Source organism: Psychrobacter coccoides, from assembly GCF_017498085.1.
GTDB lineage: Bacteria > Pseudomonadota > Gammaproteobacteria > Pseudomonadales > Moraxellaceae > Psychrobacter > Psychrobacter coccoides.
In genome coordinates this window covers 121293-144277 of sequence record NZ_JAGBKM010000005.1, presented here as the reverse complement: position 1 = coordinate 144277, position 22985 = coordinate 121293, and the positions used below count along the sequence as shown (strand labels likewise).

Annotated in this window: 20 protein-coding genes and 4 tRNA genes; 12 read left to right on the top strand and 12 right to left on the bottom strand. The window is 45.8% G+C overall.

Annotation, left to right across the window (positions count from 1 at the left end; translation table 11 throughout):
• Positions 1 to 34: 34 nt before the first annotated feature.
• From J3492_RS04630 to J3492_RS04585, 10 genes are all read left to right on the top strand, one after another.
• Complete coding sequence (locus J3492_RS04630) at positions 35 to 2044, top strand: tetratricopeptide repeat protein (protein ID WP_207990366.1); 2010 nt, start codon at positions 35 to 37, stop codon at positions 2042 to 2044.
• A gap of 123 nt (positions 2045 to 2167) precedes the next feature.
• Positions 2168 to 2803, top strand: coding sequence for a lipoprotein insertase outer membrane protein LolB (gene lolB, locus J3492_RS04625; RefSeq protein ID WP_207990364.1), 636 nt, complete (start codon positions 2168 to 2170; stop codon positions 2801 to 2803).
• 12 nt (positions 2804 to 2815) lie between these two features.
• Entirely contained in the window at positions 2816 to 3772 is a 957-nt protein-coding gene (ispE, locus tag J3492_RS04620) for a 4-(cytidine 5'-diphospho)-2-C-methyl-D-erythritol kinase (RefSeq protein ID WP_207990362.1), read from the top strand.
• Between the two features lie 153 nt (positions 3773 to 3925).
• Positions 3926 to 4001 (top strand) — tRNA-Gln (locus tag J3492_RS04615).
• Between the two features lie 163 nt (positions 4002 to 4164).
• Positions 4165 to 4240 (top strand) — tRNA-Gln (locus tag J3492_RS04610).
• A gap of 102 nt (positions 4241 to 4342) precedes the next feature.
• Positions 4343 to 5290, top strand: coding sequence for a ribose-phosphate pyrophosphokinase (locus tag J3492_RS04605; protein ID WP_207990360.1), 948 nt, complete (start codon positions 4343 to 4345; stop codon positions 5288 to 5290).
• A 299-nt stretch (positions 5291 to 5589) separates the two neighbouring features.
• Complete coding sequence (locus J3492_RS04600) at positions 5590 to 6264, top strand: 50S ribosomal protein L25/general stress protein Ctc (RefSeq protein ID WP_207990358.1); 675 nt, start codon at positions 5590 to 5592, stop codon at positions 6262 to 6264.
• A 205-nt stretch (positions 6265 to 6469) separates the two neighbouring features.
• Positions 6470 to 7051 (top strand): aminoacyl-tRNA hydrolase, encoded by a 582-nt coding sequence (pth, locus tag J3492_RS04595; protein WP_207990356.1) that lies wholly within the window; start codon positions 6470 to 6472, stop codon positions 7049 to 7051.
• Between the two features lie 172 nt (positions 7052 to 7223).
• Positions 7224 to 7604, top strand: coding sequence for an aspartate 1-decarboxylase (gene panD / locus J3492_RS04590; protein ID WP_010196068.1), 381 nt, complete (start codon positions 7224 to 7226; stop codon positions 7602 to 7604).
• Positions 7605 to 7901: 297 nt separating this feature from the next.
• Positions 7902 to 8927, top strand: coding sequence for a calcium/sodium antiporter (locus tag J3492_RS04585; RefSeq protein WP_207990354.1), 1026 nt, complete (start codon positions 7902 to 7904; stop codon positions 8925 to 8927).
• A gap of 27 nt (positions 8928 to 8954) precedes the next feature.
• Here the strand turns inward: J3492_RS04585 and J3492_RS04580 are convergent, their stop codons facing one another.
• The 3 genes from J3492_RS04580 to J3492_RS04570 form a co-directional block, all read right to left on the bottom strand.
• Positions 8955 to 9602, bottom strand: a complete 648-nt coding sequence (locus tag J3492_RS04580; RefSeq protein ID WP_207990352.1) for an RDD family protein — start codon at positions 9600 to 9602, stop codon at positions 8955 to 8957.
• 377 nt (positions 9603 to 9979) lie between these two features.
• Positions 9980 to 10056 (bottom strand) — tRNA-Arg (locus J3492_RS04575).
• 185 nt (positions 10057 to 10241) lie between these two features.
• Positions 10242 to 10331 (bottom strand) — tRNA-Ser (locus J3492_RS04570).
• Positions 10332 to 10815: 484 nt separating this feature from the next.
• Between J3492_RS04570 and J3492_RS04565 the strand changes: the two genes are divergently transcribed.
• The gene (locus J3492_RS04565; RefSeq protein ID WP_207990350.1) at positions 10816 to 11610 is read left to right on the top strand and encodes a hydroxymethylpyrimidine/phosphomethylpyrimidine kinase; all 795 of its coding nucleotides are present in this window, start codon (positions 10816 to 10818) and stop codon (positions 11608 to 11610) included.
• A gap of 129 nt (positions 11611 to 11739) precedes the next feature.
• Here the strand turns inward: J3492_RS04565 and J3492_RS04560 are convergent, their stop codons facing one another.
• The 5 genes from J3492_RS04560 to ppx all read right to left on the bottom strand — a co-directional run bounded on the left by J3492_RS04560 (position 11740) and on the right by ppx (position 17560).
• Complete coding sequence (locus J3492_RS04560; RefSeq protein WP_207990348.1) at positions 11740 to 12309, bottom strand: YggT family protein; 570 nt, start codon at positions 12307 to 12309, stop codon at positions 11740 to 11742.
• Positions 12310 to 12397: 88 nt separating this feature from the next.
• The gene (gene proC, locus J3492_RS04555) at positions 12398 to 13228 is read right to left on the bottom strand and encodes a pyrroline-5-carboxylate reductase (protein WP_207990346.1); all 831 of its coding nucleotides are present in this window, start codon (positions 13226 to 13228) and stop codon (positions 12398 to 12400) included.
• 133 nt (positions 13229 to 13361) lie between these two features.
• Positions 13362 to 14942 (bottom strand): tRNA lysidine(34) synthetase TilS, encoded by a 1581-nt coding sequence (gene tilS / locus J3492_RS04550; RefSeq protein ID WP_243453102.1) that lies wholly within the window; start codon positions 14940 to 14942, stop codon positions 13362 to 13364.
• Positions 14943 to 15044: 102 nt separating this feature from the next.
• Complete coding sequence (locus tag J3492_RS04545; protein WP_207990344.1) at positions 15045 to 15848, bottom strand: acetyl-CoA carboxylase carboxyltransferase subunit alpha; 804 nt, start codon at positions 15846 to 15848, stop codon at positions 15045 to 15047.
• Positions 15849 to 16027: 179 nt separating this feature from the next.
• Positions 16028 to 17560, bottom strand: a complete 1533-nt coding sequence (gene ppx, locus J3492_RS04540; RefSeq protein WP_207990342.1) for an exopolyphosphatase — start codon at positions 17558 to 17560, stop codon at positions 16028 to 16030.
• A 371-nt stretch (positions 17561 to 17931) separates the two neighbouring features.
• Here ppx and J3492_RS04535 point away from each other — a divergent pair, with 371 nt between their 5' ends.
• Positions 17932 to 18264, top strand: coding sequence for an Mpo1-like protein (locus tag J3492_RS04535; protein WP_243453106.1), 333 nt, complete (start codon positions 17932 to 17934; stop codon positions 18262 to 18264).
• Positions 18265 to 18355: 91 nt separating this feature from the next.
• Here the strand turns inward: J3492_RS04535 and hemL are convergent, their stop codons facing one another.
• From hemL to J3492_RS04515, 4 genes are all read right to left on the bottom strand, one after another.
• Positions 18356 to 19657, bottom strand: a complete 1302-nt coding sequence (gene hemL / locus J3492_RS04530; RefSeq protein WP_207990338.1) for a glutamate-1-semialdehyde 2,1-aminomutase — start codon at positions 19655 to 19657, stop codon at positions 18356 to 18358.
• A gap of 164 nt (positions 19658 to 19821) precedes the next feature.
• Entirely contained in the window at positions 19822 to 19974 is a 153-nt protein-coding gene (gene cydX, locus J3492_RS04525; protein ID WP_207990336.1) for a cytochrome bd-I oxidase subunit CydX, read from the bottom strand.
• A 42-nt stretch (positions 19975 to 20016) separates the two neighbouring features.
• Entirely contained in the window at positions 20017 to 21153 is a 1137-nt protein-coding gene (gene cydB, locus J3492_RS04520; RefSeq protein ID WP_243453105.1) for a cytochrome d ubiquinol oxidase subunit II, read from the bottom strand.
• Complete coding sequence (locus J3492_RS04515) at positions 21146 to 22744, bottom strand: cytochrome ubiquinol oxidase subunit I (RefSeq protein WP_207990332.1); 1599 nt, start codon at positions 22742 to 22744, stop codon at positions 21146 to 21148. The genes cydB and J3492_RS04515 overlap by 8 nt, the downstream gene beginning before the upstream one ends.
• Positions 22745 to 22985: the final 241 nt, after the last annotated feature.

The window sequence follows — 22985 nt, the reverse complement described above, 5'->3', positions numbered from 1 at the left end:
ACAGGCCTCTATTTATGAATAAATATCGCTCTTTATGATTTGTTTTGGGTTATTGGCATCACCAAAGCCTGCGCCACAGCTTGAATATGACGGTCAGTGTAGCGCGCAAGCACTACTAAACGTCATTATAAGTCGTCTGCGCCAATACCGTAAGCTAATGCTGTCATTGGCAGCTTGCCTATGCTTGGGGACTTCTGCTCAGGCAGGCTTTGAGCCAATCAATAGCGATAACAGCACAGACCGCCAAAAGCGCAGCCTTAACGTGATCAGACATCATAATACCATTGATAAAACAGCTGGTTTTGATGGCACTTATCAGACATTTAATGTGTCAATGAGCCAGCTTAGCACCTCTAAACTGAGCGCCTCTAGTGGTACTGACCCTCTTAAAGACAGCCCTCTTAAAGATAACACCAAAAACCGCCCGCCCGCCACGGTATTGGCGCCAGCGCTCAATGAACCGAGCCTGTATGCCTTGTTAGAAGCAGAGTTTGCCGCCAGTCGCGGCGATATCAATCGAGCATTAACACTCTATAAGCAGCAGTCATTCAAAGAAGATGCCACTGCTGTATTTGAGCGGGCGCTGAGCTTATCGCTGCGACATGAAGCCGTCGAATCCTCGCTTGAGTTTGCCAAAACATGGCAAGCGCAAAATCCTGACCACGTCCCTGCTTGGTTTTATGTGGCGCATTTGGCATTAAAAGCCCATGATTATACCTTGGCTGGCGAGACCCTAGGCCTTATCTTACGCTATGATCCACGTACTGATTTAAGTGAGATTTTGATTGGTATCTATCCGACTACTGATAGCGACCAGCGTGAGCTGCTGGCCGCCTTGCAGCCGATTGACAGTGAGCAAAACGCGTCTTTATCGGTATTAAAAGCTGGCTTGCTTAATCAGTTTGATGAGTCAGAAGTCGCCTTGGTACATATCAATCGTGCCTTGATGCTACAACCAGACTATGTGCCTTTTTTGACCCTAAAAGCGGATATCTTACGCAAAATCGAGCCAGCAGAGACCGTCATCAGCTACGTTAGCCAAGCCCGCCTGCGTAACCCAGACAGCAAAAGCCTGTACTTATATGAAATTCGCTACCTCCTAGACTTAAAGCAAAGCCAAGCGGCTTGGGAGTTATTGCTCGACACCCACAAGCGCTTTAGTGAGGACACAGAGATTACGCTGTTGACGGCTTTGGTTAGTTTGGATATCGAAGCCTACAGCACCGCTGAGCGGCTATTAAATATACTGGCAAAACACCCAGCTTATCTCGATCAGGCCTATTATTATTTAGGCATCAGTGCTGAGCGTCAGCAACGCTTTGAGCAGGCCAAATCCTATCTAAACGAGGTCATCCAAGAAGACTTAGTACTCTCTGCCCGCAAAAAAGTGGTCGATCTTGAGCTGTTATTTGGTAATGTCGATGCCGCCATAGCGACACTAGAAAAACTGCGCAAACAGTTCGAGGTTTTTGCCCCCGACACTTACGTCTTGCAAGCCGATATTTTATGGCAACATGGTCAAGAGGCGCAGGCATTAGCATTATTGACCGATGCCAGTCGCAATTATCCAGATAATGAGATGATCTTGTTTGCGCGTACCCAGTTACTCGATGATGTCGACGACTACATTGTCAAACGCACTTTACTCAACCATCTGCAAGCACTAGACCCTAATAACCCATCGTACCAGCTGAACTTTGCCCAACTGCTCCTCTCTAATGAGAAAAACTCCAAGCAAGGATTGGCGCTGGCTCGAGCGATTACGGAACGTCGCTTCGATGACCCACGTTACGATAGAGAGCTACATCTACAAGCGTTGAATTTATTGGCCAACAACGCCTTAGCCAACAAAAACTACCTACAAGTCATTGACTACTTGCAAACCCCTTATAATGTATTGCCCACTTTGCGCTCAGGTGTGCTCTTGCTCCGAGCTTACCAAGGCATGGGCGACAATGATAAGGTCGAGGCGCTGTTGGCAGATCTACAGCAGCGTTTTTCTTTTGGACAACAAAACGTCAGCGATCGTGTGCAGCTTTATTAGACTGGCTGCGTCCTCATCGATAAGGGTCTAACAAGAAACGATAACTGTGTAGCAAGTTAAGTAACAAAATAAGTATAAGCTATCTTAACTCTATCTTAAGCCCGTCTCACGCTAGGAAACATCATGTCAAATTTTGCAATACAAGCATTTAATAAACCCAAAAAATTGACCTTACTTACTGCCCTGACGGCAAGTCTACTCATGATCTCTGGCTGTCAGTCTCTCCAAAGCAGTCGGACAAACGCAGACTCTTCATCGATGATACCTGTACAAAAACTCGATAGCTTCAACATCACGGGTAAAATCGGAGTGACCACACCTGCCAATAGCGATACCAACTCAGGAGCGCAAGGCGGCAGTGCGTTTTATGCTTGGGGGCAGGAAAATGAGCGCTTTGCTATTGAGCTGATCGGCGCTTTAGGTATTGGCAAAACCAATATCGAGTATGATGGCCAAACAGCAACCTTGGTCAGCGAAAAAACAGGCACATTAACAGCCGCTAATCCTGAGACCTTGCTCAAAAAAGCCACTGGCTGGCAAGCACCTATCTCGCAAATGCCATACTGGATATCTGGACGCCCAGCACCCTCAGACAGCGCCCCACAACTGGACGAGCAAGGCAGATTGATCAGATCGATCAACGGCGAGTGGACGGCAAGCTTTACTTATAAAGGAACAGACAAACTACCTGTGAAAATTAGCGCTGTGCAGCCTCAAGGCCATAAAGTCATCATGACTATCAATCATCAAAGTAGCTAACAGATATCACTTATGACGACTGATCACTCATCGCCCCAAAATACCATTTTGACACGCTTATCTCCTGCTAAGATAAATCTGTTTTTACATATCACAGGCAAACGTGCAGATGGGTATCACAATTTGCAAACGGTTTTTCGTCTGCTTGACTGGGGAGATTACCTTTATTTTTCGTTCGCAGATCAGCCAGTGGCTGTTGATACGACTCTAGATAGCCACGAGCTCTGCTGTCAATTGCTTACGCTATCTGGCACCCAAACCATCACAGCCAGCATAACAGACAATCTCATCTATAAAGCAGCTTGGGCATTATTAACTGCAGCTATAAAAGCAAATCAACTGCCCAAACAGCTACCAAAAGTAAGTCTCACCTTAGACAAGCACATACCGATGGGCGCAGGCTTAGGCGGCGGCTCTTCTAATGCGGCCACGACGATGCTGGTATTAAACGAGATGTGGCAGCTGAGCTTTACACAAAACGAGCTGATAAACATTGGCACTACAGTGGGCGCAGACGTGCCAATATTTATCTTTGGGCAAGATGCCATTGCGATGGGTATTGGCGAAGCACTGACTGCCATTGACCTGCCAGATCAGCAATATCTAGTATTGACACCTGATGCCCATGTCAGTACCGCTGAGCTGTTTGCCCACCCTAAATTACGCCGAGATACTGCAGCACTCGCAGTTGAAGCTATCAAAAACCAGTCAGAGAGTTACACGAAAAACCTATGGGCTTCCTACCACAATGTCTTTACACCCGTGGTGACAAGCCTCGCCCCTGCTGTCGATGAGGCACTGCAGTATTTGCAAGGATTAGAAAAAGTAGCGCTTGGCACAGCACGGATGACGGGTTCTGGTAGCGCGGTGTTTTTGCCCTTAGATAGCAGTGTCATTGATGATAAAGCGCTTTTAGCGCAATGGATTGTAGATGCACCTTGCCCTGCTTATTTGGTCAACAGTCTGTGACAAAACAATATGCAAAAGTGTTTTTGGGTGTTCTATACTGCAAGATAATACGGTTTTCACCAACCAAACAAGCCTTCATTTTGAATAAATAACAGAAAAAGACGCAAATGACTTGCAAAATCTAAAAATACACTTATAATAGGTCGCCACAATAGGGGTATAGCCAAGTTGGTAAGGCATCAGGTTTTGATCCTGACATCCGTTGGTTCGAGTCCAGCTACCCCTGCCATTTTTAGTTTGGATTGCTGCTTTATAGCAATTGACAACACCTTCCCAGTTTCGGTATAGTTTGCAATGAACGCCGCTCGGGAATGCCGTTTTATACGGTTAATAGATAACGACGCAAAGCAATACTTTTATTAGCTCCCAGCGCTCGTATTATCTAGCATTACAGGGGTATAGCCAAGTTGGTAAGGCATCAGGTTTTGATCCTGACATCCGTTGGTTCGAGTCCAGCTACCCCTGCCATTTTTTAATATAGTCTGTCGTTTTTCATCACTCTTTTCTTTATTTGGGCAGTTAGACACTGCTTAGCGGTCGCTGCTTGAGTCAATCAATAGGACTTCAGTCATGCCTTATCTGGCAATTTTTACGGGCAACGCCCATCCAGAACTTGCGAAAACAGTCGCCGACCATCTCCACATCCCTCTTGGTAAAGCTGACGTCACCCGTTTTTCTGATGGCGAGATTGCGGTAGAAATCAAAGAGCACGTACGTGGTAAAGACGTGTTTATCATGCAGCCAACCTGTGCACCGACCAATGACAACCTGATGGAAATCATGATGATGGCCGATGCCTTGCGTCGTTCTAGTGCTGGCCGTATCACCGCTGTGATGCCGTACTTTGGTTATGCTCGTCAAGATCGCCGTCCACGTTCTGCTCGTGTACCCATCTCTGCTAAAGTCGTCGCTGATATGCTCAATATTGTCAGTATCGATCGTGTCATGACCGTTGATTTGCACTCCGATCAGATTCAAGGTTTCTTTGATATTCCGGTAGACAACATCTACGGTACGCCCGTCTTGCTTAATGACCTACAAAAACAAGAATACGACAATATCATGGTGGTCTCACCTGATGTCGGTGGTGTGGTACGTGCTCGTGCCATGGCCAAACAACTGGGCGATACTGATCTGGCGATTATTGACAAGCGCCGTGCCCGCGCCAACGAATCTCAAGTGATGCATATCATCGGTGATGTTCGTGACCGTGACTGCGTCATCGTTGATGATATGGTCGATACAGCAGGTACGCTATGCAAAGCGGCTGAAGCTTTAAAGGAAAATGGTGCTCGCCGTGTTTTGGCCTACATCACTCACCCTGTGTTGTCAGGTAATGCACTTAATAACATCAATGAGTCAGCATTAGATGAGGTTGTGGTAACAGATACCATTCCTTTATCTCCCGCTGCTCAAGCGTGTAGTAAGATTCGTCAAGTATCGATTGCACCTATGTTGGCTGAAAGCTTGCGCCGTATCAATAACGAAGAATCTATCAGCGCTATGTTTGATGCCTAAGCTAGCTCTTAGACCTTACTTGTAATACAGCAATCTTAAACCTCAAAAATCAGCGCCAAGTGTTATGACTTGGCGCTTTTTTGTCTGTGCCTGCCACGTAGGTCTTTATTATTACTACAAAAACACGTATAATGCGCGCCTGTGCCATCCTTTTGTCTATTATCTAAGCTGTGGACTATCTAAACTGCTTTGTTTAGACAGTAGGTGCACTTACGACAAGTATTGAATCCATAAGTGGGTTGGTCGCAAATCTACTTATAGAGCCACTACTTCATTTATCTTTTTATAGGATTATATCCATGAGTATTGATCATTTTGCAATTAACGCAGTAGACCGTTCTGCAGAGCAACAAGGTAAAGGTGCGAGCCGCCGCCTACGTAAGCAGAACCTAGTTCCTGCTATCATTTATGGCGGTGACGAAGCACCAATGGCTATCGCTATCAAAAACAACGAGTTGGTAAAATCACTTGAGTATGAAGCATTTTTCTCTCAGGTTTTGACCATTACTGTCGATGGCGAAGAGCATCAAGCTGTTATCAAAGACTTACAGCGTCACCCAGCTAAAGGCTACCCAATGCATGCTGATTTTCAGCGCATTGTTAAAGGCCAAAAGATCAACATGAACATCCCACTACATTTCTCAGGTCGTGAAGAAGCACCTGGTACGAAAGTAGGTGGTATCCTATCTACGTTGGTGACTGAAGTCGAAATCGTTTGCTTACCATCACAGCTACCTGAATACCTAGAAATAGACGTATCTGGTATGGAAATCGGTGACCTGTTCCGTCTATCAGACATCGAGCTACCTGAAGGTGCTATCCTCTTTGATCTGGATATGGAAGATGCGGTTGATCGTACTATCGTCAACATGCTACCACCAGCTCTTGAAGAAGTTGATGAAGATACTGACGAAGTCGACGCTGCTGATGTACCTGCTACAGAGCAAGGTAGCGATGCTGCTGACGAAGAGTAATTCTGACATCAGCTGAGCCGATTGATTAGGCAGTATCCTTGCCCAGTCAATCGCCAGTTATTTGGCAATAAATCTAACAGCAGGGGATCACTATCTCCTGCTGTTTTTGTAAGTATGATTTGAAAAACGAACAACATGGCTATTTTTCAAATCATATTTTATTTATTCCCTTATTTTTATTCTTACTTTCAGGCAGAGTCTCGTCATGTCCCTAAAGCTTATCGTCGGTCTTGGTAATCCTGGTCAGCAGTATGTACATACCCGCCACAATGCAGGGTTTTGGTTTGTCCAACATCTGGCCCAGCAGTTTAATATTGATTTGAGTCCAGAGAAAAAATTTCATGGCGTTGTGGGCCGAGGACGTATTCACGGCCATGACGTCCGTCTATTACTGCCACTCACCTTTATGAACAAATCTGGTCAATCTGTGGTGCCGATGGTTAATTTTTATGGTATCGACAATGACGAGTTGCTGATTGCTCATGATGAGCTTGATATCCCTGCTGGCAGTATCAAGCTTAAAACAGGCGGCGGCCATGGGGGTCACAATGGTTTACGTGACATTACGCCACATATTGGTAATGACTTTCATCGCCTGCGTGTCGGTATCGGCCATCCAGGTCATAAATCCAAAGTGACTGGTCATGTCCTGTCCAAGGCCGCTCCTAATGAACAAATTGCTATCGATAGCGCCTTGACGGCTGCTTTTGAAGCGCTGCCTTTATTATTAGATGGCGATATTGAACGGGCGCGTTCGCAAATTAATAGTTTTAAATTGCCCGAGTGAACGGTATGATACTGACAGTTTGAAACATAACTCAGTCGTTTTTAGTATCGTCCGATATTCGATATTTGGGCAAACGCCACAGGTTAACTCGCTAAGTCTTTGAGTTAATCTTTTAATTTACTGCATTTGCCCCCATACACAGATTACTTTTGTTACCCAAAGGAAGCAATTCATGCTACTTAATATGCTTAAATGCAAATTGCACCGTGCCCGTGTCACCCATGCTGAGCTTCATTATGAGGGCTCGTGCGGTATCGATGGCGACTTGTTGGATCTTGCAGGCTTACGTGAGAACGAGTCGATCGACATCTACAATGTCACCAATGGCAAACGCTTTCGTACCTATGCCATTCGTGCTGAAGCTGGCTCTGGTATCATCTCGCTAAATGGGGCTGCTGCTCACATGGCAGACTTAGGTGATATCGTCATCATTTGTGCTTATGCTCATTTTGATGAAGTAGAGGCATCAACCTATCAGCCAAAGCTGGTCTATTGTAATGAAGACAACACTGTCAAAGACACGGCAAATATCATTCCGGTACAAGTCGCTTAATTTTGAGTGGCATAATGTGTCAAGAGACGACACCTTGTCTTGCGCAAGTATAGTCAGTTGAACATAAAACTGTTACATAAATTTAAGCGCGCTACTGGTATAAATTTTACTTGCGTGCTGTTATCACAGAGGCTGCGCAAAATTCACCCCAGTAGCGCTATGTTCTTTTTAAAATGCATCGACTATATTTGATAGACTCTGTTTACTGATTTTTATAAAAAGCTGAATCCATATTGTGATTCAGCTTTTTTATTTAGGATTGATGATAGTGGTTGATAACAATAAAGGAAAACGCTGATGTGGCTAGAAGTCGTTGCGATACTTATTGGCTTGGCCATTTTAGTGTGGAGTGCTGATGTTTTTATTGAAGGCGCTACTGCACTGGCCAAAAAACTTGGCGTACCTGGCTTTTTGATTGGTGTGCTTATTTTAGGATTAGGGACATCAGCGCCTGAGATGGTCGTCTCTGCATTAGCGGCAATAGATGGCAGTCCTGAGCTTGCGCTGGGCAATGCCTATGGCTCAAACATCATCAATATTGCCTTGGTTTTGGGGGCTACCGTACTGATAAGCCCGATTCTCATTCATAAGAGCATCGTAGCACGTGACTTACCTATCTTACTCTTGGTGACTGCTGTCGCCGCTTGGCAGCTACGTGATGGCTTTTTGAGCACTACTGACGGGGTGTTTTTATTGGCGTTATTAGTCCTTGTCTTAGGTCTACAGATATTTTTGAGCAAACGTGAAGGTCGTACGGCAAGCTCACAGGCACACAAGCCCACTACTGGTAAAAAAGACAACGTCCATGTGGCACAAAACAGCCCAAGTAGGGTGCAAGAAGGCCATGTAGAGCCAAGCTTATCCCACGGCTTGGCCAGCTTATTTATAGGTATGTTGATGCTGGTGTTGAGCTCACGTGCCATAGTCTGGGGCGCTGTTGAATTGGCGACGTTTTGGGGACTAAGCGAGCTTATCATCGGCTTAACCATCGTCGCTGTCGGAACATCGTTACCCGAGCTGGTAGCTAGCCTAGCTGCGGCTCGTCAGGGTGAACACGATATGGCACTTGGCAGTATTATTGGCTCTAATATCTTTAATACCTTGGGCGTGGTTGGTATCGCTGCCTTGATTGCTCCAATTCATGCCAACCCTGTGATTTTAGGGCGAGATATCTCTATGGTCAGCATCTTAACTGTCCTACTCTTTGTGTTGTGTACTGTTGCTTATTTGACTAAGCGCAAATTTGGCCGCCTATCTGGTGCCACGCTTATTGCCTGCTTTATCGGCTATACCTTTTGGTTGTTTAAAACAATCAATATGTAGAGCCAGTCATTTTTAGAGCGCCATAATTTATTGGCTTTTTTTATGCCGCTTACGGTTTTTAAGACCACGCCATAAGCCCTCGTGTTGCTGCTTGGGCATTTTTAAGGTGATGCTATTGGAGAGCATATCTTGTACTGCTAACCCACGGCGGTTAAATAAGCAAAAAACGTAATTAAAAATTAAGCCCAAGAACGCACTGGTGAGCATAATTGTACGCGAGCCACCGATTAAGCTGCCAATGATACCAAACAATAAAGGCATCAAACTGGCCGCCAAAATACGTCTGAACGACTGTCCCCACGTCAGCAGGTGCCCTGCATTATTCACGGTCTTTAGTCGCCAGGTCTGCATACCCAATGTCTGCCCACCCCGACGCCAAAATATCCCATAAAACCCTACCAAAGTCAGGATAAAAGATGGCGTCATCACAACGTTTTGATACCAAGTCGGCAGCGACTGCGCTTGTGATGACTCAGTCCCCGTCTCCATGGTCATGAGCGTCCCAATCACCGTCAACGCTGTCCCTACCAAAAACAGCAAGGCCAAAATCAGCATGCCATCATAGACGATAGCCACGATGCGGGTCGTTGGTTTGGCTATGACAGGGGCTTCAGCCACAGGGGGCTGCGCCTGAGAGGGTTTGCGCTGAGGTTTTTTAGAGGTACTTTTTGACATGATACAAGCTCATCACAAGCGAAGAATGATGACGCTATTGTACCGTAATTCAGGCGCTTAGCGTACACTAACGTCACAGAAGGTTTGATAAGAAAAGCATTAGAACTTTTTCATTAAAAGCAGGTATAGTCAGTTGAAAACAAAACTGTCATAAGTTCCAAAGCGCTGCTGGGATGAGTTTTGCGCAGCATCGAACGGATACAGCACGCAAGGAGAATTTATACCAGTAGCGCTATAACATTTTTAAATTGAATCTACTATAATGGTCATAGTAGAAATAACAGACATAAAAAAATCGCCATGATGTCGTGAGACAGGCGATTCATTTAGATATCGGTTAAATAAGTTGTTATATAACTGATATGAGGTTATGCAAATGGTGCGCCCGGAGAGATTCGAACTCCCGACCCCTTAGTTCGTAGCCAAGTGCTCTATCCAACTGAGCTACGGGCGCATGTTTTGCACATTATCTGCTGCTTTTTAACTGACATTTACAGCAAATTAGGTTGGCTATTATATAGATAATTCAGTTGATGTCAATAGCTTTTCTTAATTAAAACAAAATATATTTTATTTTAGTCAGATAACTGTCATTAACATCGATATACTGTATTTACATCTAACAATAAACCGAATAAATGGCGGTGAAGGAGGGATTCGAACCCTCGATACGCTTACACGTATGGTTCCTTAGCAGGGAACTGGTTTCAGCCACTCACCCACTTCACCGAACGATTTAAGACATTTCTCAAAGTATCATAATATGACACTTTTTGAAACCCTAGTATCAAAGCTACTGATACGTCTTATGTCGTGGGCGAGTATTATAACAAAGCCAAAATGAATTGCAAGCGTTGTCTACAGATTTAATCCTGCTTTTGCCATAATTATCGATTTAATTAATTTTAGTTATTTCTGGTACTCAAAAATGCCATTTATAGCAATAAAAAATAGAAAAATATAGGTTCAATAGATTCTATTAAGCGACAAAGACATATACTCAATTAAAATAAAAAAGGCATGGATCTCTTAATGTGCTTGTTGGTATAAATTTGTCTTGCGTGCGGCATACGTAAAGGCTGCGCAACCTTCAATCCCAACAGCACCAAACACTTTCAAATCCAATCGACTTTAAACCAGTTTGCTGCGGTGGCTTTTTTGTTATTGTGTGGCTATAGTATTTGTTATTTATCTTAGCCATAAAGGAGCCATTATGCGACCAGTAGTATTGTGTTTTTCAGGATTAGATCCCTCGGGTGGTGCAGGCTTGCAGGCAGATATCGAGTCCATAGGTGCCGCAGGCGCTCATGCTGCCATCTCTTGTACTGCCGTTACTGTCCAAAGCTCACAGCAGGTATTCGGCTTTGACGCCTGCTCAGCCACCTTGGTAAAAGATCAGGCCACAGCGGTACTCAATGACTTGCCTGTACAAGTTATCAAGTCTGGTATGCTCGGCACGACAGATAATATCGCTATGCTGTCTCATCTGTTTGCTGAAGGAACCATCGCTGAGCAAACTCCCTTTGTCCTTGACCCTGTTTTGGTCGCCAATAGTGGCGGCAATTTGGGTGATGAGCAGACACTGGTCACAGCGTTTAGAAAGCTGCTGCCCTATGCCACTCTAATCACACCCAATACGCACGAACTAAGAGCATTAAGCGGTGAGCAAGACCTGCACGACGGGGCAAGAAAGCTCTGCGCCCAAGGTGCGAAGGCAGTACTGGTCAAAACCTCACATGACTTTGACAGTGGCGACATCGAACAGTATCTATATATCAAAGGCGAGATGATTCACCAAAGCACCTTGCCGCGCCTAGACGGTGAGTTTCATGGCTCTGGTTGCTCACTTGCTAGCCATATCGCTGGCCGCTTGGCGATGGGAGATGAGCTCATCGATGCGGTAAAAGCTGCCGATCAATGGATTACCAAGACGCTGAGAGCCGCTGATCGACCGCACCCTGAGGACAGCAGTGCACAATTGATCCCAAATCGTTTTATAAGTATGTAAATCTAGAGCGTGTCCTTATTTTAATAACAAGATAAGTCACAGCAGCAATAAAAAAAGACGCTCAATTTAAATTGAGCGTCTTTTTTATTGCACAGACTTATTGTTAAAACCAGCACGGTTACGCCTGCATTAACCCAGCATAGGCAAAAAGCTCGCTGCCAGACCGCTAATAAATATCTCAAGCAGATAGAATGCAAAGAACGCTACCATCGGTGACAGATCCAACATGCCTAAATTGGGCGTAATACGGCGAAACGGTGCCAAAATCGGTTCTGCTAAGCGCATGATAATACCGATGATGGGATGCATAGAGTTGGTAAATACCACTATCCAGCTGACAATGATAGAGCCGATGACCAAGTAACGACACATACGCAAAAAGTCTAAAATAAGACTGAGCGAGCCTTGAAAAAACAACGGCAGTGGTGCAATGCCTTTATGCGTCAGCGCCGCCTTACCTGAGATATCAATCAGCCTAATTAAAAACATCAGGACAATCGCAGCGATACTAATACGTCCTTGCCCAACGGTAGGAAAGATACGCCCAAACACATCGACGATACCTGTGGCTTTATAAGCTGGGCTGATCATAGGATCACGTGCATCCATGCCAGCAAACTGCAGCATAAAACGGATAAATATCAGCAGCATGGCGAAGGTAGTAATTAAATCAAAAACTTGTAATAACATATTATTCATGAAGCGCTACTCAATGTGCCATTATTAACAAATGCGGTTATAGCTGTGGTTTTTTATAAAAGAGCGGGTTGCTAGATATCTTATGCAGCTACTTCATCTCTTCACTCAGTGCCTGACTGCGATCATAGCAGGCTTGCATGGCCTCGCCAATTTGACGGCCAATCTCATTGGCTTGCATGGATTCAATGGCTGCCTGGGTAGTGCCTTTTGGTGACATAACTTTACGGCGCAGCTCGGCTGGACTGTCGTCACTATTGATAGTCATCTGAGCTGCACCCAAGACCGTTTGCATCGCAAGCTGCGAAGCCTGCTCTTTATCCAGTCCCAAAGCAACCGCACCATCTATCATGGACTCAATAAAGTAAAAAACATAGGCTGGGGCCGAACCAGCAACTGCTGTTACAGCGTGCATATGTGTCTCATCGTCGACCCACATGGTCAGACCAGAGGCCGCCATGACTGCTGTCGCTAGCTGCTTTTGCTCCTCGCTGATATCGTCAGTGGCATATAGACCAGTGGCTCCCATTTGTATTTGTGAAGGGGTGTTGGGCATTGCACGAACGATATGGCGATAACCCCCTAGCATGCTGGACAATAGCTCAGTCGATAAGCCTGCTGCCACTGAGATAACCAGCTGGCCCTCTAGAGCATCGGCGAACTCGCTAACCACATCTTGCATAACTTGTGGTTTGACCGCCAATACCACAACATCAGCACCCTTGATCGCAGCTTTTGGGTCTGTACTGGCATCGACGGTCTTTATATTCTGCTCAGTATAGTGCTGGCGAGTTTCGGCGCTAGGCGCAGAGACGGTAATGAGCTCAGGCTTGATGTCACAGGCTATAAGCCCACTGATCAAAGCTTGTGCCATATTGCCACCGCCAATAAAGCTGATTTTTTTATTCTCTAGTACTGACATATTGATTCCCTACTAAAAACTCAAAAGTATCCAAGATGCGCTATAAAATGACACCCAGTTTAACATACTGCTCTGACAGCTGTTTGATAAATTGACTGGGCGATCAGTCATCTAACATGAGACTAATGCGGCTTTAGCTATAGGGTTGCAAGGTGCTGCTGATAACGGTGTTGGGCTGAATCTCTGCTTTCGTGTCTGATTTTTTTTGGCCCAGCACCCAACTCTCAAATGGCGATATCAATAACAGTGGCAAGACCTCATCAGTCTTGGCATTGACTAAACTTATCACGACTAGGCTGGCACGTAACCATACAGGTATAGCGAGGGTTTGATAGAGCTTTTTACCTGATTGCGGACGGGTAGCAAGTGCTGTTTGAATGCGCTGCTGACGGTCTAAAGGTGTCGCCTGTAAGACAAGACGGTCTTTAGCCTCCTTTATATCAGTGCTAAACGCACTCTTACCTGATGCACACTCTTGCTGGTTCAATAAAAACTGTAACTGACTGAGTGGCTGAAAGGCGCTGTCTGCTACACACTTTAACTGCCAACGGTAACCTTTGCCTGTCCGTAAGACAGGACTAAAAGAGACGTTATGGGATAGTGGCTGTCTATGTACTGCTATTGGCAGGTTCAGCCATTCAAGCCAAGTTTGGCTCAGCCGGTACAGTTGCTGACGATAACGACGAATATGGTACTGCTGAGTGCGTCCTTGCCAATGCAGCTGGGTTTGATGGTCATGGTCGTTGCGCTGAGTGAGCGCCAATGTATCATCTACCAGCTGCTTAGATGGTGGCAAAGGCTCATCTTGCGCCAACCAATGATGTAGCAGCTGCCGCTGTCGATGGAGGGGCAAAATGTGCAATGCATCAATATTTAATACCTGCTGAGCGCATGACAACGCTAACTCATGAGCCGCCGCCTGCTGTAAATCCTGCTCTGCTTGGTCACTGAGCGTCGCTTGAGCATCGCTTAGCAGTTGGGCGCTCCGAGCAATGTTTTGGATGGTGTTGGGGTTATATGTTTTAAGTAGCGGCATGACATGGACACGTAAACCGCTGCGCACATTATCACCGGCATCATTGGTTGGGTCATCGATATAAGGCAGCTTAAGACGCTGGGCGTAAGCGGTGATCGTCGTACGTTGAACGGACAACCAAGGCCGCCACAGGACATTGTACTGGGCGCCTGCCTCTTGTACTCGCCAAGATTGCATACCCGACAAACCATTGACCCCAGCACCTTGTATCAAGCGCATCAATACTGTCTCCGCTTGATCATCGGCATGATGCGCCAATAACAACACATCACCTTGATTGATATGTGCACGCATGACTTGATAACGCGCCAACCTCGCCGCCTGCTCATCATGGCCATCGACTGTTGCTTGTAAGACGGTACAGGACATTTGCTGCGCTTGGGCCCATTTCTTGACATGCGTCGCCCAATCAACACTGCTCGCCTGCAAACCATGATCGACATGCAGCAGCTGCGGCAAAAACGGCAGTTTGGCTTGTCGGTACAACTGCAAGCACAAGGCTGCTAAAGCTAAGGAATCACGGCCACCACTACAAGCCAACCAAACACGGCGACCATGCAGCTGCGTACCGTGCACTTTTACACTGTGCAATAAGGCCTTGGCGAGCACGTCATCGACTGGCGAGCTTGCTGAGATGGGCTCGATAGGGTATTGACGAATTGTGCGACTGGTCATCATGATTTCACCTGCCTTAGCTCATCCACAAAAAAACGCACCACAAAGTAGTACGTTTTATTTTAACACTAAGCCTTACCAATCCCAAAAACCAGTGTAGCCAGCTTAACAGGGCAACGTCACTTCTGAGTTAAAGGATTTGAGCTTTTCATAACGCTGTTCACAGCGCTCATCAGCGTCCATGTCCTTGATATCACCCATTTGCTCTAACAATAATGCCTTGAGAGAGTTCATGACTGGCTGCGGGTGAACGTGTGCCCCTTCACCTTCTTCGATAATGGCATCTATTAGCCCAAGTTGATACAAGCTCGATGCATTTAGCTTTAGCGCTTCACTAGCATCTGGTGCTTTTTCTGCGGTACGCCACAAAATAGACGCACAGCCCTCGGGAGAAATCACTGAATAAATGCTGTTTTCTAGCATATTTACTCTATCCCCCACGCCAATCGCCAAAGCCCCACCTGAGCCGCCTTCACCGATGATAGTAACGATCACAGGCACTTTAAGGCTTGAAAATACGGCGATGCTCTCAGCAATCGCTTGTGCCTGTCCACGCTCTTCAGCACCGACCCCAGGATAAGCACCTTGAGTATCGACAAAGGTCATGACAGGAATATTAAAACGTTCTGCCATTTTGACCAATCGGATTACCTTGCGGTAGCCTTCAGGATTCGCCATACCAAAGTTATGGGCGATACGCTCACGGGTGCTGCGACCACGATGCTGTCCAATAACCATAACTGGCATGCCATCTAAGCGTGCCAAGCCACCGACGATGGCTTTGTCATCAGCATACGCCCGATCACCATGCAACGCATCAAACTCTGTAAACAGCTCATTGACGTAGTCCATAAACAATGGACGTTTGGCATGTCGTGCCAGCTGAACGCTATCCCAAACACTACTCATAGACTTATCCCTTTTGTCATTTTATACGGTATATAGCATATGCTATTAGGTTAAAAGTACAGTTGTAAACTCAATAAAACTTATAGTAGCATAATTTATAACCCTGTTATATACCTGTGGTATTACTGCTCGCTGTACATTTTGTAATACCAACGACCCGACGGCGTCATCGCCTTACTTCACGAGTTGGCCTCAAGGATACTCAGCTTGATATCCCACTTGGCAAATTGATCTATCTCAGCTTTTAGATCTGATAACAAAAAAGCATAGTGGTTTTTGTCTGTTTCAGCCGTAATCTGCCAATGATTTTTATCCATAATCTTTAATTGTAGCAAGGGCAGCTCGTACTCACTACGGCTGTGATGCGACAATACTGCCAAGCGCAGTAGCAAACACAGATACATCAGCGAGCGGCCGCCTATCTGACAAACCTGCTCTAGTACATCGGTTTTGAGCTTACGTCTATGACTGAGCATCAGCTGCGCCATGCGCTTTTGATCGACTTGCGAAAACCCTGGAATATCGGAGTGCTCAAGCAAATAGGTGCTGTGCTTATGATAACTGCTATGACTGATAGCAAGCCCTATCTCATGCAAGTATGCTGCTCGCCTAAGCAGATCAGCATCATCACTGGTCAACTGTAAGTCTTCTTTGACTTGTTTAAACAGATGCTTACTGGTTCTCACCACTTGACGGGCTTGTTTTTTATCCACCGAATAACGCTTGATAAGTGCGATTACACTACGATCACGCACATCTTCACTTGCCAAACGTCCAAGCATGTCATACAGCACGCCTTCTCGTAATGCTCCATCTGAATAAGCCAGAGTATCAACGCCCAAGACTTTCATCACAGCACGCAGGACGGCCACTCCTGCTGGGAATACAGCCTTGCGGTGCTCTTTGACGCCTTCTAACTCGATGTCATTGACATCGCCGACTTTAATCAGCAGTTTTTCTAGCTTTTTGATGCCTTCATAAGTAATGCGCTCTTGATCATCCGCCCAGCCTTTGGATACCAACACATTACGCACCGCCTTAATGGTACCGCTAGAGCCAATCACACTACTCCAGCCTACCTTTTGATATTGACCGTTAATCGCCAATATCTTTTTTCGTGCAGAGGTCATGGCTTTATTAAAAGCGCTTTTAGTGATCTGACCATCCGCAAAAAACTTTTTGCTATAAGCCACACAGCCCATCTGCAAGCTTTCGGTCAACAAAGGATCAAAGCCTTGGCCAATGACAAACTCGGTTGAGCCGCCACCGATATCGATAACCAAACGCTTATCACTACTGGCATTGGTGTGGGAGACCCCAAGATAAATCAAGCGTGCCTCTTCACGCCCAGCGATAATCTCAATAGGCTTTGGCAAAATGGCATTGGCTTTGGCTATAAAGTCATCGGCGTTTTTGGCTTGCCGTAGCGCATTGGTCGCAACGACACGCACTCGTGAAGATGAGACGGAGTCGAGACGGGCGACAAAGCGGCTTAGACAATCCAAACCTCGTTTTTCGGCCGCTGCACTCAATACATTATGCTCATCTAGGCCAGCTGCCAGCTGCACCTTTTCGGACATAGAAACGACTTTTCGTACCTCACCATGATCGAGGCGAGCGATGGCTAAATGAAAACTGTTAGAGCCAATATCAATCGCAGCCATCAGTTCATCTTCGGCAAGTGGTGGGTTTTCTAGATAATTATGCGGCATAAAAAAATAGCTACCATATAAGCGGATGGAGGATTTTAATCTGTAAAGGTAAGGCTTTATCGCTTTGTACAATATCACCATGGCGTTAGATGCATGATGAGCAGTTTGCGCCATTAAAACATGTCTACCAAATACTGGCAAGAAAAGTAAAATAGCGCTGAGTAAGCTTAAGAGTATGAATGCCCAGTCATGCTACTTTTGGCTTTTGCTCTCCGTTCGCTTGTATTCATTATAGCCCTTTGTTACCTTCTAAATAAGGGATATAACTTACTTCTCACTACTTGGTAAAGGACATTATCGTCATGGATAAGACAACACAAGCACAGCGCATCCGTCAAGCTGCTGACAGCGATACCACAAAAAACACGGGTATGATAAAAACTGACAAGCACACTAAGCAAAAATTTTATGATTTTTATTTAGAAGAACATCAAAACATGGCGTGCCGGCGTTTGCACTTCGCCGGTAGTAGCTTTGGCTTATTAGGTCTGGCAAAATCAATCAAAACCCGTTCACCAAAACCATTACTAAAAGGTATCGCTGCCGGTTATGGCTGCGCCTGGATTGGGCATTTTTTCTTTGAAAAAAACAAACCCGCTTCTTTTAAATCTCCCCTAAAAAGCTTCGTCAGCGACTTTCGTATGTATACTGATGTACTGCGTGGCCGGCTCAGCCTAAAAGATCGTAAGTTTGATAAAATTTAGCGTGTTCAACAGATCCCAAGGATACATAAGCACAAAAAAACCAGCACAGCGGCTGGTTTTTTTGATGCAATTAAGACGACAACTGATTTCGTTACGCTTTTGCCATTTCTGCAAAGATTTCGTCAGCAGCTTTGATCGATGCTTCGATGTCTGCATCGCTATGCTTGATAGACATAAAGCCGGCCTCATAAGCTGATGGCGCTAGATAAATACCACGATCTAACATGCCATGAAAGAACGTATTAAACACGTCCATATCGCATTCTGTCACGTCATCAAAGTTTTGAGGGACAGTCGTTTCACTGTCTTTGACAAAGAACATACCAAACATACCGCCCAGTTTATTGGTACGCAGATTGATACCATGCTTGTCAGCAGCAGCTTGAAAACCATCAACCAGCTTATCTACTTTCGCTGATAATTCATCATAGAAACCGTCTGCCGTTAAGTCTTCAAACATGGCAATACCAGCGCGCATCGCCAATGGGTTACCTGACAGTGTACCGGCTTGATAAACACCGCCCAGTGGCGCAATGCAAGACATGATGTCTTCTTTACCACCAAAGGCACCAACTGGCAGACCTGCACCGATGATTTTACCAAAGCAAGTCAAGTCAGGGTCGATGCCGAAGTGTGCTTGCGCACCGCCAAGGCCGACACGAAATCCCGTCATGACTTCATCAAAGATGAGCACAGCGCCATGAGCTGTACACTGCTCACGCAGCGTGTCATGGAACGCTTGCGTGGGAATGACCATATTCATGTTGCCAGCGATAGGCTCCAAGATCACACAAGCAATCTCTTCACCCCACTTCTCAAAACAATCCTTAATCGCTTGCGGATCGTTATAAGGGATAGTAATGGTATGCTTAGCAAAATCCGCTGGCACGCCTTTTGAAGTTGGCTCACCGATGTCGAGCATGCCTGAGCCCGCTTTGACCAATAAGCTGTCTGAATGGCCATGGTAACAACCTTCAAATTTGACGATTTTGTCACGTTCCGTATAACCACGGGCCAAACGGATGGCGCTCATGGTCGCTTCGGTGCCTGAGCTGGTCATACGAATCATCTCAACACTAGGGACAATCTCGCAAATTTTGTCAGCAACTGTGGTTTCAAATGGCGTAGGGGTACCAAAGCTCAAACCATCATCAGCCGCTTTTTTGACCGCATCGATTACTTTTGGATGGGCATGGCCCAAAATCATAGGGCCCCAAGAGCCGACATAATCGATATAGGCATTGTCTTCGGTGTCATAGATTTTGCTGCCATTGGCACGGTGCATAAAAATCGGCGTGCCCCCGACCCCAGCAAAGGCCCGGACTGGTGAGTTAACACCACCCGGAATATGTTTGCGGGCTTGGGCAAAAAGCTGTTCGTTTTTAGTACTCATAATCATCACTCTTAGTAGTATTGTTGGTCTTTATTTTAGGCATTGAATGTATGTTGCCTATCTTACCAAAAAAAAGTGAGCTCATCTGAGCTCACTTTGTATCTATATTATTTTGTATTTATCTGATGCAGTTGTCAGCATTGTGACGGTGATAAGCGATTGACTTAAGACAGCTCATTATCATCAGATGTCTCGGACTTATTCTTTTTTGGGGCAAACGCATCTAAACGACCTTGTTCATGCTCTAGCCAAACGGCATTGACAATGGACAGTAAGACGGCAAATCCAAGTCCTAATACCCAAGCAAAATACCACATATTGATTCTCCTATCTATATTGTCATCAAAGCGCTTTATGGATCAGTAACCTGACTCACTGTTTTCACGCATATAAGCGGCCGTCACCTTACCGCGCATGATGCTATAAGCCCAGCTGGTATACATGACGATAAGCGGTATAAAGATCACCACAGCATACAGCATAACCATCAGTGTTAAGTGACTTGAAACACTGTCCCAAGCCGTCAGACTGGCATTTGGATGCGTTGATGAAGGTATGACAAATGGGAACAGCGCCACACCAGCAGTCATAATCACACTTAACACCGTGATACTCGAGGTGATAAATGAGGCTAGAGTTTGACCCATTCTCAATAGCACGACAGTAATCAGTGGCATGACCACCCCTAATACTGGAAATGCCCATGCCCATGGGTAGGTGGCAAAGTTGGTCATCCAGCCACCACTTTGTAGCGCCACTTCTTTACCCAGTACGTTTGGAAAGCCGCCTTTATCAACTGCTGAGGTAATGACGTAGCCATCCATCGCTTGTATCCAAAAGCCTGCACCCACAAACATAATCACAAGGGCGATTGCAGAGAGCGTGGTATAGCGAATGGTGCGCTCTTGGATAATGCCTAAAGTACGGTGGGCTAAAAAAGTGCCGCCTTGCATCGTCAATAGTGCAGCGCTGACTAGACCACAAAGAATCGCAAATGGGTTTAGCAATTGCCAAAAAGTACCAGTATAAGTGGATAGTAGATTGCTATCAAAACTAAAAGGTACGCCTAAGAATAAGTTACCAAAGGCCACACCAAACACCACTGCAGGGACAAATGAGCCGATAAACAGCCCCCAGTCCCATGAGTTGCGCCAACGTTGGTCTTTGATCATATTACGGTACTTAAAGCCCACCGGACGGAAAAACATCGCCCACAGTACGGCCATCATCGCCCAGTAAAAGCCACTAAAAGCAGTGGCATAGACCATAGGCCAAGCGGCGAACAAAGCACCACCTGCGGTGATAAACCATACTTGGTTGCCCTCCCAATGAGCGCCAACGGTCGTGACAATAATACGACGCTCTTCGTCGTTTTTGCCGACAAAGGGCAAAAGCGTACACACGCCGATATCGTGACCATCCATGATAGCAAAGCCTATCAGCAGCACGCCAACCAACAGCCACCAGATGATTTTTAGGGTTTCATAATCAAACAACATGGTTCACCTCCTGATCTGCGGCAGACGGCGTTACATTACGAGGTGTCTCACCATAGTAACGTCCTGTGCCCAAACTGCCTGGCCCTAACTTGACATACTTAATCATCAGATACATCTCGATAATCAGCAGTACTGTATAGAATGCGACAAACCCAGCAAGCGACCAGTACACATTGGCCACGCCAATATTTGATGTTGAGATATGCGTCGGCAACACGCCATAGATGGTCCAAGGTTGACGACCATACTCAGCGACAAACCAACCAAGCTCAGCGGCTATCCAAGGTGCTGGCAACATAATGACGGCCCACTTAAGAAGCCATGTCTTTTGGGTAAAGGTCCCTTTTAGGCTATACCATAAGCTGACCGCAAACAGCGCCAACATCAAAAAGCCCAGCCCCACCATAATACGAAATGACCAAAACATCGGTGCCACTTTAGGAATGGTGTCATCCGTGGCTTTTTGAATCATCTCAGGCGTGGCTTGTGAGACATCATCAGTATACTTTCTTAGCAGTAGACCAAAGCCTAAATCATCTTTTACCTCATCAAACTGCGCTCTTAGTGCCATATCATCTGGGGTTTTTCGTAGCTGCTCAAGCAGGGTTACTGCCGTCACGCCTGTGATGATGCGCTCTTTATTAAGCTCCTTAATCTCAAGGATACCTGGTATCTCTTTATCAAAAGAGCGGGTGCCGATGATACCCATCGCATACGGTATTTGTAGCTCCCAGTTGTTTTTTTGCTCTTCTTCATTAATACTGGCGATCAAATTAAAGGGGGCCGGAGCAGGCTCGGTGTGCCACATCGCCTCCATGGTGGCCAGTTTGGTCTGCTGAGCCTTACCTATCGAATAACCTGACTCATCGCCTAGCACGATAACACTACAGATGGAGGCAAATCCAAAGGCTGCAGCGACTTGAAAGCTGCGCTTAGCAAATTCAACATCTCGCTTACGTAGCAAATATAGTGCTGAGATTGAGAGGACAAACACCGAGCCGACCACGTAGCCCGCTGACACCGTATGTACGAACTTGTTTTGTGCATCTGGGTTTAAGAGTACCGCAGCAAAGTCGGTCATCTCCATACGCATGGTCTGATAGTTGAACTCTGCACCGACGGGACTTTGCATCCAGCCGTTGGCAATCAAAATCCAGAGCGCCGAAAAGTTGGTGGCGACTGCCATCAAAAAGGTCACCACTAAATGCTGAACTCGGGACAACCGATTCCAGCCAAAGAAGAACAAGCCTACCATGGTAGACTCTAAAAAGAACGCCATCAAACCTTCAATGGCAAGCGGGGCACCAAAGATATCACCCACATACTGTGAATAATAAGACCAGTTAGTACCAAACTGAAACTCCATGGTGATACCAGTGGTCACCCCAAGTGCAAAGTTAATACCAAATAACTTGCCCCAATAACGGGTCATGTCTTTCCAAATCTGCTTGCCAGTGGTCACATAGACGGCTTCCATGATGACCAAAAACCAAACCAAACCTAGCGTCAGCGGTACAAATAAGAAGTGGTAAAGTGCCACCACCGCAAACTGTAAACGTGACATATCTACTAGATGTTCAGTAATCATACTAAACTCCCTAACGATACGGGCTCACCGAGCAGATCTCATCACAAAAAAATCACATAGAAAAACCCTGTTACCTCCTTGTTGGTGTAACGTTTCTCTATACGATCCATCAAAAACCTGACAGCTCACCCTATATTACTCATAGGATTTTGCTTCTTTATTGATATACATCCCTTTATATGAATAGCTGCGACCGATTGATATCTTAAGTACGTTCATATCGGCATCATAGAAGCCCATA

Bases quoted from the DNA above. Each gene is read 5' to 3' on its own strand.
- J3492_RS04630 (WP_207990366.1), top strand. From the start codon at position 35: ATGATTTGTTTTGGGTTATTGGCATCACCAAAGCCTGCGCCACAGCTT.
- lolB (WP_207990364.1), top strand. From the start codon at position 2,168: ATGTCAAATTTTGCAATACAAGCATTTAATAAACCCAAAAAATTGACC.
- ispE (WP_207990362.1), top strand. From the start codon at position 2,816: ATGACGACTGATCACTCATCGCCCCAAAATACCATTTTGACACGCTTA.
- J3492_RS04605 (WP_207990360.1), top strand. From the start codon at position 4,343: ATGCCTTATCTGGCAATTTTTACGGGCAACGCCCATCCAGAACTTGCG.
- J3492_RS04600 (WP_207990358.1), top strand. From the start codon at position 5,590: ATGAGTATTGATCATTTTGCAATTAACGCAGTAGACCGTTCTGCAGAG.
- pth (WP_207990356.1), top strand. From the start codon at position 6,470: ATGTCCCTAAAGCTTATCGTCGGTCTTGGTAATCCTGGTCAGCAGTAT.
- panD (WP_010196068.1), top strand. From the start codon at position 7,224: ATGCTACTTAATATGCTTAAATGCAAATTGCACCGTGCCCGTGTCACC.
- J3492_RS04585 (WP_207990354.1), top strand. From the start codon at position 7,902: ATGTGGCTAGAAGTCGTTGCGATACTTATTGGCTTGGCCATTTTAGTG.
- J3492_RS04580 (WP_207990352.1), bottom strand. From the start codon at position 9,602: ATGTCAAAAAGTACCTCTAAAAAACCTCAGCGCAAACCCTCTCAGGCG.
- J3492_RS04565 (WP_207990350.1), top strand. From the start codon at position 10,816: ATGCGACCAGTAGTATTGTGTTTTTCAGGATTAGATCCCTCGGGTGGT.
- J3492_RS04560 (WP_207990348.1), bottom strand. From the start codon at position 12,309: ATGAATAATATGTTATTACAAGTTTTTGATTTAATTACTACCTTCGCC.
- proC (WP_207990346.1), bottom strand. From the start codon at position 13,228: ATGTCAGTACTAGAGAATAAAAAAATCAGCTTTATTGGCGGTGGCAAT.
- tilS (WP_243453102.1), bottom strand. From the start codon at position 14,942: ATGATGACCAGTCGCACAATTCGTCAATACCCTATCGAGCCCATCTCA.
- J3492_RS04545 (WP_207990344.1), bottom strand. From the start codon at position 15,848: ATGAGTAGTGTTTGGGATAGCGTTCAGCTGGCACGACATGCCAAACGT.
- ppx (WP_207990342.1), bottom strand. From the start codon at position 17,560: ATGCCGCATAATTATCTAGAAAACCCACCACTTGCCGAAGATGAACTG.
- J3492_RS04535 (WP_243453106.1), top strand. From the start codon at position 17,932: ATGATAAAAACTGACAAGCACACTAAGCAAAAATTTTATGATTTTTAT.
- hemL (WP_207990338.1), bottom strand. From the start codon at position 19,657: ATGAGTACTAAAAACGAACAGCTTTTTGCCCAAGCCCGCAAACATATT.
- cydX (WP_207990336.1), bottom strand. From the start codon at position 19,974: ATGTGGTATTTTGCTTGGGTATTAGGACTTGGATTTGCCGTCTTACTG.
- J3492_RS04515 (WP_207990332.1), bottom strand. From the start codon at position 22,744: ATGATTACTGAACATCTAGTAGATATGTCACGTTTACAGTTTGCGGTG.